The organism is Christiangramia sp. LLG6405-1 (genome assembly GCF_045055805.1).
Classification (GTDB): domain Bacteria; phylum Bacteroidota; class Bacteroidia; order Flavobacteriales; family Flavobacteriaceae; genus Christiangramia.
The window spans coordinates 1557049-1569802 of the sequence record NZ_CP159330.1 but is presented as its reverse complement, the minus strand read 5'-3'; the positions used below and the strand labels follow the sequence as shown (position 1 = coordinate 1569802).

At 38.8% G+C, this 12754-nt stretch carries 14 protein-coding genes; 12 read left to right on the top strand and 2 right to left on the bottom strand.

The genetic code is table 11. From position 1 onward, the window contains the following. Positions 1-34: 34 nt before the first annotated feature. Positions 35-883 carry a 23S rRNA (adenine(1618)-N(6))-methyltransferase RlmF gene (gene rlmF, locus ABVM50_RS07305; protein ID WP_405200583.1) on the top strand — a complete coding sequence of 283 codons (849 nt, stop codon included), beginning with the start codon at positions 35-37 and terminating at the stop codon, positions 881-883. A 270-nt stretch (positions 884-1153) separates the two neighbouring features. Continuing rightward, positions 1154-2977, top strand: a complete 1824-nt coding sequence (locus ABVM50_RS07300; protein ID WP_405200582.1) for a sodium:solute symporter family protein — start codon at positions 1154-1156, stop codon at positions 2975-2977. 48 nt (positions 2978-3025) lie between these two features. Here ABVM50_RS07300 and ABVM50_RS07295 read toward each other — a convergent pair whose 3' ends face one another. Both ABVM50_RS07295 and ABVM50_RS07290 read right to left on the bottom strand, forming a co-directional pair. Beyond that, the gene (locus ABVM50_RS07295) at positions 3026-3709 is read right to left on the bottom strand and encodes a hypothetical protein (protein WP_405200581.1); all 684 of its coding nucleotides are present in this window, start codon (positions 3707-3709) and stop codon (positions 3026-3028) included. Positions 3710-3866: 157 nt separating this feature from the next. Then, on the bottom strand, positions 3867-4181 hold the full coding sequence (locus tag ABVM50_RS07290) for a rhodanese-like domain-containing protein (protein WP_405200580.1): 315 nt from the start codon (positions 4179-4181) through the stop codon (positions 3867-3869). 137 nt (positions 4182-4318) lie between these two features. On the opposite strand from ABVM50_RS07290, the gene ABVM50_RS07285 reads away from it, so the two are divergent. The 10 genes from ABVM50_RS07285 (at position 4319) to trpA (ending at position 12686) form a co-directional block, all read left to right on the top strand. Then, positions 4319-4777: a MarR family winged helix-turn-helix transcriptional regulator gene (locus ABVM50_RS07285; RefSeq protein ID WP_405200579.1), complete on the top strand. Its 459-nt coding sequence runs from the start codon at positions 4319-4321 to the stop codon at positions 4775-4777. Next, a complete protein-coding gene (locus ABVM50_RS07280) occupies positions 4755-5408 on the top strand; it encodes an NAD(P)H-dependent oxidoreductase (protein ID WP_405200578.1) in 654 nt (217 codons plus the stop codon). Before ABVM50_RS07285 ends, ABVM50_RS07280 begins: the two co-directional genes overlap by 23 nt. Before the next feature lie 16 nt (positions 5409-5424). Further along, complete coding sequence (locus ABVM50_RS07275; RefSeq protein WP_405200577.1) at positions 5425-5994, top strand: YceI family protein; 570 nt, start codon at positions 5425-5427, stop codon at positions 5992-5994. Between the two features lie 218 nt (positions 5995-6212). Continuing rightward, positions 6213-7607: an anthranilate synthase component I family protein gene (locus tag ABVM50_RS07270; protein ID WP_405200576.1), complete on the top strand. Its 1395-nt coding sequence runs from the start codon at positions 6213-6215 to the stop codon at positions 7605-7607. 10 nt (positions 7608-7617) lie between these two features. After that, on the top strand, positions 7618-8235 hold the full coding sequence (locus tag ABVM50_RS07265; RefSeq protein ID WP_405200693.1) for an anthranilate synthase component II: 618 nt from the start codon (positions 7618-7620) through the stop codon (positions 8233-8235). Then, the gene (gene trpD / locus ABVM50_RS07260) at positions 8232-9224 is read left to right on the top strand and encodes an anthranilate phosphoribosyltransferase (protein WP_405200575.1); all 993 of its coding nucleotides are present in this window, start codon (positions 8232-8234) and stop codon (positions 9222-9224) included. Before ABVM50_RS07265 ends, trpD begins: the two co-directional genes overlap by 4 nt. Positions 9225-9236: 12 nt before the next feature. After that, complete coding sequence (gene trpC / locus ABVM50_RS07255; protein WP_405200574.1) at positions 9237-10028, top strand: indole-3-glycerol phosphate synthase TrpC; 792 nt, start codon at positions 9237-9239, stop codon at positions 10026-10028. A gap of 8 nt (positions 10029-10036) precedes the next feature. Continuing rightward, on the top strand, positions 10037-10735 hold the full coding sequence (locus tag ABVM50_RS07250) for a phosphoribosylanthranilate isomerase (RefSeq protein WP_260443371.1): 699 nt from the start codon (positions 10037-10039) through the stop codon (positions 10733-10735). A gap of 1 nt (position 10736) precedes the next feature. Then, positions 10737-11918 (top strand): tryptophan synthase subunit beta, encoded by a 1182-nt coding sequence (gene trpB, locus ABVM50_RS07245; RefSeq protein WP_405200573.1) that lies wholly within the window; start codon positions 10737-10739, stop codon positions 11916-11918. Between the two features lie 3 nt (positions 11919-11921). Then, positions 11922-12686, top strand: a complete 765-nt coding sequence (gene trpA / locus ABVM50_RS07240; RefSeq protein WP_405200572.1) for a tryptophan synthase subunit alpha — start codon at positions 11922-11924, stop codon at positions 12684-12686. Positions 12687-12754 lie beyond the last annotated feature (68 nt).

The window sequence follows — 12754 nt, the reverse complement described above, 5'->3', positions numbered from 1 at the left end:
TATTTCGCCTATTTTTACCTTCTGAAAAGAATTTATGCATCCAGATAACCCTCACAAGGAACAATACGATTTTACTGAATTAGTTAAGGTCAATAGCGATCTTAAACCTTATGTCTTCAGAAACAAATATGATAATCTTACTATAGATTTTAGTATTCCTGAAGCTGTACTCAATTTAAATAAAGCGCTCTTAAACTACCATTACCAGGTTAAGAATTGGGATATTCCGCAAGGATATCTTTGCCCTCCCATTCCCGGGAGAATGGATTATTTGTTACATCTTAAAGATTTTCTGGATAAGAAGATTGGAAAAGATCACTATTCCGGACTCGATATTGGTGTCGGAGCCAGCAGTATTTACCCAATACTGGCTGCAAAGCATCTGGACTGGAAAATGCTTGGTAGTGATATCGAAATCAAATCTATTGAAGCAGCGCAGCAAAACGTCGTCAACAACAAGCTTCAATCCCAAATAGAAATTCGATTACAGGAAGACCGTGGATCCATCTTGAAAAATGTGATAAAAGAAAACGAGTCTTTTGATTTCAGTATGTGTAATCCACCCTTTCATGATTCCGCAGAAGAAGCTAACAAAGCTAATTTCAGGAAAAATACTAATCTTGGAATCGAGACCAGAAGATTAAATTTTGGGGGACGTTCCAATGAACTATGGTGCCGTGGCGGCGAAGCTTTATTTCTAAAGAGAATGATAAGAGATAGTGTAAGCGTGAACAAAAAAGTTCAGTGGTTCACTTCTCTGGTTTCAAAACAGGAAAACTTACCGGCCATAGAAAAACAGTTAAACAAACTCAATGCAGATTTTGAAATAATTCACATGGAATTAGGAAACAAAAAGACAAGATTTGTAGCCTGGAAGTTCTAAAATTACTAGAATTTTTAAAACTCAATCTGTTCCTAAACCATTGAATTTTAAGTGGAAACCAGTATTAGGTATTTCCATTAAAATGTCTACATTTAAAGCTTGAAGTTTTGGTTATCGAGTAAGTATAGCATAGGTGTATAATTACCTTATTCTTTAACTAACCAACCGAAAAAGGGATAACACAGTTATCCCTTTTTTATTGTATGCTAATATAGGTCTTACATATATCGAATTAATTTTCGTTATTGTAGCAAATACGATGCTCTTAGAATGATAGAATTAGCTACAATAGATCATATCCTTATTTTCTCTTTTTTCGCGCTTACCCTTGGAATTGGTTTTTACGTTTCCAAAACCTCTGGTAAAAATTCCAAAGAGTATTTTCTATCTGGCAAGACTATGCCCTGGTGGCTCCTTGGTGTTTCTATGGTGGCTACCACCTTTTCCACTGATACCCCAAACCTGGTAACTGATATCGTTCGTAATAACGGAGTTTCTGGTAACTGGGTCTGGTGGGCATTTTTACTAACCGGCCTACTTACAGTATTCGTATATGCCAGGTTATGGCGTAAATCCAATGTTGATACAGATATTGAGTTCTACGAATTGAGATATGGAGGAAAACCTGCGAAGTTTTTAAGAGGATTTCGTGCATTGTATTTAGGGGTCGTTTTCAATGTGATGGCCATGGCGGCAGTAAGCCTTGCCGCTATTAAGATTGGACAGGTGATGCTTGGTCTTTCTGCCATCGAAACTTTGGCACTAGCTGGAATCGTAACAGTGATATTTAGTACTCTCGGAGGATTTAAAGGAGTAGTTTACACAGATTTCATACTATTTTTCACGGCAATTATTGGTGGTGTTGGAGCAGCCTATTATTGTGTGAATTTACCTGAGGTTGGCGGACTCGAAAGTCTACTGACTCACGAAAATGTATCAGGTAAACTGAGTATGCTTCCAGATTTCTCTAACACCGAGGCACTCATTACTCTATTAATTATCCCACTGGCAGTTCAATGGTGGAGCGCCTGGTATCCTGGTGCAGAGCCAGGAGGTGGTGGTTATGTAGCGCAAAGAATGCTGGCGGCAAAGAACGAGAATCATGCAATTGGAGCCACTTTCTTTTTTAATGTGCTTCATTACGCATTAAGACCATGGCCGTGGATTCTGGTCGCTCTCGCTTCACTGATCGTTTATCCAGATCTGGACAGTATTCAGATAGCCTTCCCTAATGTAAGCGAAGATAAGCTTGGACAGGATCTGGCATATTCTGCAATGCTAACCAAATTGCCAGCGGGGTTATTGGGATTGGTTATTGCATCTTTGGTAGCTGCTTACATGTCTACTATCTCCACACATTTAAATTGGGGATCCTCCTATATTGTGAATGACTTTTACTCCCGATATATCAAAAAAACTGCTTCTGAAAAAGAACTTGTAAACGTTGGAAGAATAAGTACCGTAGTACTCATGCTCATTAGTGCAGTCCTGGCTCTGGTATTACAGAATGCACTTCAACTATTCAATATCATACTGATGTTTGGTGCAGGAACCGGTCTTATCTTCTTACTCCGATGGTTCTGGTGGCGAATTAATGCCTGGAGTGAAATTACAGCCATGTTGGTTTCAGGAATTATTTCGGTAGTTTTTAATTTTACAGGTATAGGTATTTATATGTTTGGAGGTGTAGATAATGCCACAAATACTAAAATCGCAGGTTTACTCCCTGGTTGGGCAACATATCCGATTGTGGTTGGCATCACCACCTTATCATGGTTATTGGTCACCTTTCTTACTAAACCTGAAAAAAGAGAAATACTCATCAACTTTTATAAACGTACTCAGCCCGGCGGACCGGGATGGAAAGCGATCGGTATGGAGGGAATTGCAGATAGAAATAATAATTCCTGGAATGTTCCATCCGGAATATTAGCTACCATACTTGGTTGCTTTGCAGTATACAGCGCACTATTCAGTACCGGGTACTGGATTTACGGTGAATATTTCAAGGCAAGCATTACTACTGGGATTGTTCTAATTTTAGCATTTGTTTTAAGAAGACTTTGGTTCAAGATCCGAACTCAGGTACTATAAAAAAAGGCTCCATTGGAGCCTTTCATTTTAGTGTTATGTTTTTCCGAATTAGAAATAGCATCCGCCTTTTCTTCTTCCAGGATTCGCAGAGCTATCGAAGATCTTAAAGCCTATACTCAACATGATCTGGTTCAACCTCGTATCATTGAATGTTGCAAGATTAATTCCGTAGTCAGCATTTACTATATCAATTCCCTGGTTTTCTTCTGAAGATAAAGAACGATCGTAGCGTAGATCCAGTTCAAATCTTCCGAACGAGGCCTTGATTCCTACCTGTCCACTTAGAGGAGAGTTCTGGGCTACTATTTCCTGATCTGGTGGTTCAGTCCCTTCTAAAGATGAGTCTAAAATGTTCTGATAAGCTGGTCCAGCGTATATATCAATTGGCCCCCAAACGTTATAACCAACCAGTAAAGGTACACTGACTTTGTCAACTGCATAAATTGAAGGTGCTGTTGGAAAAGGAAATTCCGTTTCCATAGTGCTGTAAATAAATTCTGGTCTAAGTAGGAATTTTCCGAATCTTACTTCGAAAAAGGCTCCGGCGTGAAAAGTTATCTCAGATTCAGCTTCAACTACACCATCAAAATATAATCCATTCGAACTTATACCGGTAATAGTACCACCTGAGGAGTAACTAGGTCCTCCCTTTATTCCGAAGCTAAAATCCTGGGCAGTTAGACTCGTAGCGAACAATAGCGCTGTAATTAAAAAAGATAAAGATTTATTCATGATGCTTTAATTCGAGGTCAATCGGGGTTAAATATATCAATTAAATAGACTAATCAAATAATCCGCTTTAAGTTTTTAACGCATAAACAGGTGTTTCAGTATTACTGAAAATTAAAAAGCACCAACAAGTGGTGCTTTTAATCTGGTATTAAATATGTTAATTTGTCTCCTTCTCGCCTTCCCATTCAGAGAAACCGCCAGCAAGATTATAAGTCTCTGCAAAGCCCATTTGATCTAGTAAGGTACAGGCCTGGGAACTTCTTTTTCCGGAACGACAATATATATAGTAATGTTTGTCACGATCAAGTTTATCCACTTCATCAACAAATTCCTGACCTTTATATATATCTATATTCTTAGAATTTGGAATAAATCCCTCATCAACTTCTTCCTCTGTTCTCACATCCAGGAGAACTGCCTTATCGTCGTTTTTGGCCTTCTTTTGCCACTCATCCTGTGATAATTCTTTCATACTACTCAAGTTTTTGGTTACTGTAAAGATAGGATTGCTTAAAAACCGTAAAGTCTTCAATTCTACTTTTAACAATTTTTTATTATCCAGTACAACTAAACTATTTATATTTGTACATACAAATGTTGTAGTAACAAATGAAAATTGAAGATCTTTTAAAAACTTCCGGTCAAATTTCAGAAACCAAGAAATTGGTTCTTAATCTTATTGTAACTGCTAACTTTTTAAGCGAAGAAATGCAGGAAGTTTTAAAACCATACGGCATCAGTTCCCAGCAATTCAACGTGCTAAGGATATTGAGAGGTCAAAAAGGCAAGCCTGCCAACTTAGGAACAATTCAGGAAAGAATGGTGAGCAAGATGAGCAACACGACAAGACTGGTTGACAAACTGATCGAAAAAGAATTGTGCCAGAGAATCACCTGTCCGTCTAATAGAAGGAAAGTTGAGATTACTATTACCAAAGCTGGACAGGAACTTCTAAAAGAGATTGATCCATTGGTAGAAACAATGGAGAATAGATTTTCAGAAAAATTGACAACAAAAGAATTAATAGATTTAAATAACAAATTAAATGAGCTTAGAAACACAAACTAAAACTAGATTCAACGAAGACCTGAACTGGAGATATGCTACAAAGAAATTTGATAGCGAGAAAAAGATCAATCGCGAAGACCTTGATCAATTACTGGAAAGCGTTCAGCTTACCGCTTCCTCTTATGGTTTACAGCCTTATGAGATCATCGTAGTTGAAAATCCTGAGGTGAGAGAAAAACTTAAAGCTGAAGCCTGGAATCAAACCCAGATCACTGAAGCATCTCATCTCGTAATTTTCGCAAATCTGACTAAAGTGACTGAAAAGTATGTTGACACTTATTTAGATAATATTGCAGCAACGCGCGACATGTCCCGGGAAGATCTGAAAGGAATGGAAGATATGATCAAGAACACAACACTACAATTGCCTCAGGAAAAGCAGAACTTATGGGCTGCGAAACAAGCCTACATAGCTTTAGGTAACTTACTGGCCGCAGCTGCTCATATGAAGATAGACGCCTGTCCAATGGAAGGTTTTAACGCTGACAAGTTTGATGAAATTCTTCAGCTTGAAAATAAAGATCTAACAACCGCAGTAATCGCTCCTATTGGATATCGTAGCGCTGAAGATCAGTATCAGCACCTTGCAAAGGTTAGAAAATCAACTTCAGATCTAATTCATTTCATATAATTTAATAACACACATCATGAAAAGTAAATTAATTAATTCAGCAGTAATTATGCTGGTAGTTTTGACTACCGTAGCATTTACCAATTCGAAAAAAGAAGTAAATACTTCTGAAAGTACTATTAAATGGACCGGAGAAAAAGTGACCGGATCTCATGAAGGAACTATCCAGCTGGAAAGCGGATACCTATTGATGGAAGATGATAAGATCACTGGCGGAGAGTTTGTAATGGATATGAGTACTATTAAAGTGACCGACCTTTCTGGTGACAGTAAAGAAAAACTTGAAGGTCATTTAAAGTCTGATGACTTCTTTGGAACGAGTGATCACCCTAAAGCAAAGCTTGTAATTACCAGTGCAGCTTCTAAAGGTAATGGGAAATACGGAATCGTTGGAGACCTTACTATCAAGGAACAAACTCATCCATTAACGTTTGATCTTATCATGAACGGTGACACGGCTACTACACAGGTAACTATTGATAGAACCAAATATGACGTTCGTTATGGGTCAGGTAGTTTCTTTGAGAATCTTGGAGACAAAACGATCTACGACAATTTTGACCTTGACATCAAATTGAAATTCTAAATTGAGTCTCAAAGTAATTCTTTGGGATTCTTTTTAAAATTTAGTTTGATAAGAAATAATTGATTTCTATCTTTGAAGCTATGTTTATAACGAATACACATAACTGGTGGTGGAGCAACTTACGCAATAAATCGTGAGCTGATACGCCATTTCATATATAGATATATAAGGCTTGTCTCACGACAAGCCTTTTTTTTATTCAAAAAAATTAAGATTCAATGTTCGAATTAAAGACAACTTCAAAAAAGATCCTTGCAGATACTATCACTCCGGTAAGTATCTATTTGAAGCTTCGCGACCGTTATCCAAACAGTCTTTTACTTGAAAGTAGTGATTATCACGCAAGTGATAATAGCTTTTCATATATCTGCTGTAATCCTATAGCCTCCTTTAAGGTGGAAAATGATATTATTACTGAAAGTCTGCCAGACGGTACAGTTCAAACGACTAAGATCGATAAAACTGCTTCAGTCCCTGCTGCGATACAGAAGTTCTCAAAGCGCTTTAAAGCTGATGCTTCAGATTTTAAGTTTATCAATAACGGCATATTTGGTTATATAGGATATGATGCCGTTCGGTATTTCGAAAACGTTGAGATCAACCGCAAAGAAAAGGATTTACAAATTCCGGATGTTTACTATGCAGTATATCAAAACATTATCGCGATCAACCACTTCAAGAATGAAGCTTATATATTTGACCATAGTTATGAATCTGAATCCAAACTGGCGGAGATCGAACAACTACTGAAGGTTAAGAATTTCGCTTCCTATAATTTTTCCAGAACCCAGCAGCCATACTCTAATCTGAATGATGATCAATATCGTGATGTTGTAGAAGCTGCTAAGGAACACTGCCAGCGTGGTGATGTATTCCAGCTGGTACTTTCGAGACGTTTCTCTCAGAAATTTAAGGGAGATGAATTTAATGTTTACCGGGCGCTTAGGAATGTAAACCCTTCCCCCTATCTCTTCTATTTTGACTATGGAAATTTTAAAATCTTCGGAAGTTCACCTGAAGCCCAGTTAATAGTAAATGAGGGTCGAGCTGAAATTCATCCAATTGCCGGAACTTTTAAACGTACCGGGAATGACGAAAAAGATGCAGAGCTCGCCAAGGAACTTGCCGCAGATCGCAAGGAAAATTCGGAACATGTGATGCTTGTTGATCTGGCACGTAATGATCTAAGCCGAAATGGAAGTGATGTAGTCGTTGAGAATTATCGCGAAATTCAATTCTTTTCTCATGTTATTCACTTAGTTAGCAAAGTCACCGGAAAGATCGCCGCCAATGTGCCAACACCACAAATCGTTGCAGACACTTTTCCTGCCGGAACTTTAAGCGGTGCTCCAAAACCTATGGCATTACGACTCATTGAAAAATTCGAGAATGTGAATCGTTCAGCTTATGGAGGCGCGATTGGTTTTATGGATTTTGAAGGCAATTTCAATCATGCGATCATCATTAGATCTTTTGTAAGTAAAAATCACGAATTGCATTACCAGGCAGGTGCTGGAGTCGTTTCCGAATCAAAACCTGAGAATGAATTACAGGAAGTATATAATAAACTGGGAGCACTTACCAAAGCTCTGGAAATAGCTGAAGAAATTTAGAATGGAAAAGATGAAAAAGATCCTTGTTATAGACAATTACGATTCTTTCGTATATAATCTTGTTCATTATCTTGAAGAACTGGATTGTAAGGTGACCGTAAAGAGAAATGACCAGCTTGACCTGGAGGATGTGGCTGATTATGATAAAATATTGCTTTCCCCGGGTCCGGGTATTCCAGATGAGGCAGGGCTTTTAAAGCAAATTATTATAAAATATGGTGCTACTAAAAGTATTCTGGGGGTTTGTCTCGGTATGCAGGCAATAGGCGAAGTTTATGGAGGCACACTATTGAACCTTAAAGAGGTTTATCATGGCGTCGCTACCAGTATTGAGGTTTTCGTCGAAGATGAATATTTATACTCAGGACTGGAAAAAGAACTGGAAGTTGGACGATACCACAGTTGGGTAGTTGCCAAAGAACTTCCTCCACAGCTACAGGCTACCAGTTATGATATAAAAGGTGAGGTCATGTCTTTGAGACATAAAGAATATGATGTTCGGGGAGTTCAGTTTCACCCGGAATCTGTATTGACACCAGATGGTAAAAAGATGATAAAAAACTGGGTTGAACATGAATCTTCAACAGAATCAATTCAGAATAAGGAAAACGAGCAAACAACCTCATGAAAGATCTTTTAAACAGACTGATTAGTCACGAAACTATTACGACCAGCGAGGCAAAACAGGCCATTTTCAATATTTCTGAAGGGAGATATTCAGAAACACAGATCGCAGCATTCCTTACGGTTTACATGATGAGAAGTATTACCATCCAGGAACTGGAGGGTTTTAGAGATGCATTGCTTGAACTATGTGTAAAGGTAGATCTCAAGGATTACAACACCGTGGATCTTTGTGGGACCGGCGGTGATGGCAAAGATACTTTCAATATTTCGACAACTGCCTCCTTTGTAACAGCAGGCGCCGGAATTAAGGTGTCCAAGCATGGTAATTACGGTGTATCTTCAGTAAGTGGAAGCTCCAATGTCATGGAATATCTTGGTATCAAGTTTAGCAGTGACCAGGGATTTCTTCAGAAAACTCTGGAAGAAGCCAATATCTGCATCTTGCACGCTCCACTTTTTCACCCCGCGATGAAAAACGTTGCACCGGTAAGAAAAAGTCTGGCTGTAAAAACATTCTTTAATATGCTTGGTCCTATGGTAAATCCCGCGTTTCCCAAGAATCAACTGGTAGGTGTTTTCAGTTTGGAGCTGGCTCGAATGTATGCGTATCTTTATCAAAATACCGATAAGAATTACACAATACTCCATGCTCTCGATGGTTACGATGAAATTTCGTTAACCTGTGAGACCAAAAGCATTCGGAACGATTCTGAAAGTATGTTGAAACCAGAGGATTTTGGAGTTTCAGAATTGCAACAATCACAAATTGCCGGAGGTGGTTCGATTGAATCTTCCGCAGAAATCTTAACCGGAATTCTGAAAGGTAATGGAACACAGGCGCAGGAGAATGTCGTATGTGCAAATGCAGGTATGGCCATCGCAACTGTTGAAAATCTAAGTGCCCAGGATGGTTTCGCCCGCGCTAAGGAATCTATCGCATCTGGCAATGCATTTAAATGTTTCAAGAAATTACAGGACCTAAGTAAATAATAAGCTGAGATTATGAATATTCTAGATAAAATTGTTGCTGATAAACGTCGGGAAGTAAGCCTGAAAAAATCTATTTTCCCGGTAGAACAGCTCGAAAATTCGATCTTATTTCAAAGAAATCCGGTTTCACTGGCAGACAAACTAAGAAATTCAAGCAGCGGTATCATCGCGGAACACAAAAGAAGATCACCGTCTAAGCAGGTTATTAACCACGATCTCAACGTACAGGATGTGGCGAGTGGTTATCAGGATGCCGGGGTCTGTGGTATGTCTGTCCTTACCGATGGTAAATATTTTGGAGGTTCCCTGGAAGATCTATTATACGCCAGGGCTGTAGTAGAAATGCCGGTTTTGCGTAAAGATTTTATGATTGATGACTACCAGATTCTTGAGGCTAAAGCTTTTGGAGCGGATGTAGTTTTGCTTATTGCGGCGGTATTACCGACTGAAGAATTGAAGCGTCTGGCGACTTTTGCGAGAAATCTTGGGATGGATGTTTTACTGGAAATACACGATATTGAGGAACTTGAGAATTCAATTGAAGCAAATGTGGACATGATTGGGGTGAATAACAGGAATCTCAAAACATTTGAAGTTAGCATCCAGAACTCCAAGGATCTATCCAGGCATATACCAGACGAATTCGTGAAAGTATCAGAAAGTGGAATTAGCGACCCAAAAGTAATCGCAGAACTTAAAGATTATGGATATCAGGGTTTTCTTGTTGGAGAAAATTTTATGAGAACAGAAGATCCCGGGAAGGCAGCGAAAGATTTTATAAACGAAATTAATAAGAAGTCATAAGTCACATTATGCAGGAACAAAACTTAACAACCCCGGCCTCAGGACAAAGTTCTGGATTGAGTCTTAAAGTTTGCGGGATGCAGCAACCCGGAAACATGTTGCAGGTAGCCGATCTTAAACCTACTTACATGGGTTTTATATTTTACGAAAAATCTCCCCGCTATTTTGAAGGAAAACTTCCTGAACTCCCTACTAATATCAAAAAAACAGGAGTTTTCGTTAACGAAGAAATTTCAAGGATTCTGGAGATTGCAAAGCAGCATAAGCTTGATGCAATTCAGCTGCATGGGGAGGAGTCGGCAGAATTCTGTCAAAAGCTGAAGAATAATTTCCAGCAACATGGAAGCACTCCGGAGTTGATTAAGGTTTTTAGTGTTGGTGACCATTTTGATTTTCAGAAGATACAGGCATTCGAGGGTATTGCAGACTATTTCTTATTTGATACTAAAGGAGTTTTACGAGGAGGCAATGGAAAGGAATTCGACTGGCAGATTTTAAAAGAATATCCTTCTAATACACCATTTTTCCTTAGTGGTGGCATTGGGCCCGAACATGGGGAAGCCATCGCCGAGTTGAAAAATCATTTCTATAGAGCAGGCAAACCAGATCTTCTTTATGCTGTAGATGTAAATAGTAAATTCGAATTGAAACCCGGATTAAAAAAATTGAAAGAATTAAAAGAGTTCAAACAAAAGATAAATTCATAAGATGAGCTATCAGGTAGATGAAAAAGGATATTACGGGGATTTTGGGGGAGCTTATATTCCTGAAATGTTGTATCCTAACGTAGAGGAACTGCGTTCAAGGTATATCGAGATCATGCAGGAAGATTCATTCCAGGAAGAGTTCCATGATCTATTGAGAGAATATGTAGGAAGACCTACCCCTTTATATTATGCAAAACGCTTTAGCGAGCATTATGGAACCAAGGTTTATTTAAAACGTGAGGACCTTTGCCATACTGGTGCGCATAAGGTCAACAACACAGTAGGGCAGATTTTGATGGCGCAAAGACTTGGAAAAAAGAGGATCATTGCTGAAACCGGCGCAGGACAACATGGTGTCGCAACGGCAACAGTTTGCGCCTTGATGGGAATGGAATGCATTGTTTATATGGGCGAGGTGGATATTGAAAGACAATCACCAAACGTTGCCAGAATGAAAATGCTGGGAGCCAAAGTAATTCCTGCAAAATCCGGAAGCCGCACCTTGAAGGATGCTACTAACGAAGCAATTCGTGACTGGATCAATAACCCTGTAGATACGCATTACATCATTGGTTCTGTAGTTGGACCACACCCCTATCCAGACATGGTGGCGAGGTTTCAAAGTGTTATTTCTGAAGAGATCAAGTATCAATTAATGGAAAAGGAAAATACAGAAGATCCTGACTATGTGATCGCTTGTGTTGGTGGTGGTAGTAACGCTGCAGGAGCCTATTACCATTATCTCGACAATCCAAAAGTTGGGATCATCGCGGTGGAAGCAGCTGGAAAAGGTATTGATACCGGTGAAAGTGCCGCAACCTCCGCATTGGGAAAACCCGGAATTATCCATGGTAGTAAAACGCTTCTAATGCAAACCGGCGACGGACAGATCACTGAACCATATAGTATTTCAGCTGGCCTGGATTACCCGGGAGTTGGACCAATGCATGCCAACCTTTTTACTAGTAAACGAGGAGAATTTATTAGCATTACAGACGAAGCAGCTATGAAAGCTGGATTAGAACTTGCTAAACTGGAAGGGATTATTCCCGCAATAGAAACCTCCCATGCCCTGGCAGTTTTTGAAAACCGAAAATTTAAGAAAGATGATATCGTTGTAGTCAACCTATCAGGAAGAGGCGACAAGGATTTGAACACATATATTGAATATTTCAATTTATAGAAAATGAATAGAATTCAGGAGAAATTAAAAGAAGACAAAAAACTTCTTTCCATATATTTTAGTGCAGGCTTTCCAAATATTGATGACACTGAACAGATCATTTTTGATCTTGAAAAAAGCGGTGTTGACTTTATCGAGATTGGACTCCCTTTTAGTGATCCACTAGCAGATGGACCTACCATCCAGGAAAGTTCTACCAAAGCCCTTCGAAATGGCATGACCACTCAAAAGCTTTTTGATCAACTCAAACATATCAGGCCCAAAGTTGAGATTCCGCTGATCATGATGGGTTATTTTAATCCTATGCTTCAATATGGCGTAGAGGAATTCTGTAAAAAATGTGCTGAAACTGGTATCGACGGACTTATTATCCCAGACCTTCCAGTAGATGTTTACCACGAAGAATATCAGGAGCTTTTCGAAAAATATGGATTGATCAATATTTTTCTTATCACTCCTCAAACTTCAGAAGATAGAATCAGGTTTATTGATTCTATTTCCAATGGATTTATTTATATGGTGAGTAGTGCCAGTGTGACTGGATCTACTTCAGGTTTCGGAAATGAAACTACTGATTACTTCCGCAGAATTCACGAAATGGATTTAAAAAATCCTCAAATTGTAGGTTTCGGAATTAAGGATCAGGAGACTTTTAAAGCAGCAACTCAATTTGCCAAAGGTGCGATTATTGGTAGTGCTTTTATAAAACATCTTGATAGCGAGGGAACCTCAAAAATTTCAAACTTTATCCAACCTATCAAGCTTTAACCTAATTGTAACAGCTTCTTGGCAGCTTATTAGACTTCAGGTTCTTATCTTAGAGTAAATAAAAAAAT

Excerpts from the sequence above, each read along its gene's own strand:
- rlmF (WP_405200583.1), top strand. The coding sequence starts at position 35 with ATGCATCCAGATAACCCTCACAAGGAACAATACGATTTTACTGAATTA.
- ABVM50_RS07300 (WP_405200582.1), top strand. The coding sequence starts at position 1,154 with ATGATAGAATTAGCTACAATAGATCATATCCTTATTTTCTCTTTTTTC.
- ABVM50_RS07295 (WP_405200581.1), bottom strand. The coding sequence starts at position 3,709 with ATGAATAAATCTTTATCTTTTTTAATTACAGCGCTATTGTTCGCTACG.
- ABVM50_RS07290 (WP_405200580.1), bottom strand. The coding sequence starts at position 4,181 with ATGAAAGAATTATCACAGGATGAGTGGCAAAAGAAGGCCAAAAACGAC.
- ABVM50_RS07285 (WP_405200579.1), top strand. The coding sequence starts at position 4,319 with ATGAAAATTGAAGATCTTTTAAAAACTTCCGGTCAAATTTCAGAAACC.
- ABVM50_RS07280 (WP_405200578.1), top strand. The coding sequence starts at position 4,755 with ATGAGCTTAGAAACACAAACTAAAACTAGATTCAACGAAGACCTGAAC.
- ABVM50_RS07275 (WP_405200577.1), top strand. The coding sequence starts at position 5,425 with ATGAAAAGTAAATTAATTAATTCAGCAGTAATTATGCTGGTAGTTTTG.
- ABVM50_RS07270 (WP_405200576.1), top strand. The coding sequence starts at position 6,213 with ATGTTCGAATTAAAGACAACTTCAAAAAAGATCCTTGCAGATACTATC.
- ABVM50_RS07265 (WP_405200693.1), top strand. The coding sequence starts at position 7,618 with ATGAAAAAGATCCTTGTTATAGACAATTACGATTCTTTCGTATATAAT.
- trpD (WP_405200575.1), top strand. The coding sequence starts at position 8,232 with ATGAAAGATCTTTTAAACAGACTGATTAGTCACGAAACTATTACGACC.
- trpC (WP_405200574.1), top strand. The coding sequence starts at position 9,237 with ATGAATATTCTAGATAAAATTGTTGCTGATAAACGTCGGGAAGTAAGC.
- ABVM50_RS07250 (WP_260443371.1), top strand. The coding sequence starts at position 10,037 with ATGCAGGAACAAAACTTAACAACCCCGGCCTCAGGACAAAGTTCTGGA.
- trpB (WP_405200573.1), top strand. The coding sequence starts at position 10,737 with ATGAGCTATCAGGTAGATGAAAAAGGATATTACGGGGATTTTGGGGGA.
- trpA (WP_405200572.1), top strand. The coding sequence starts at position 11,922 with ATGAATAGAATTCAGGAGAAATTAAAAGAAGACAAAAAACTTCTTTCC.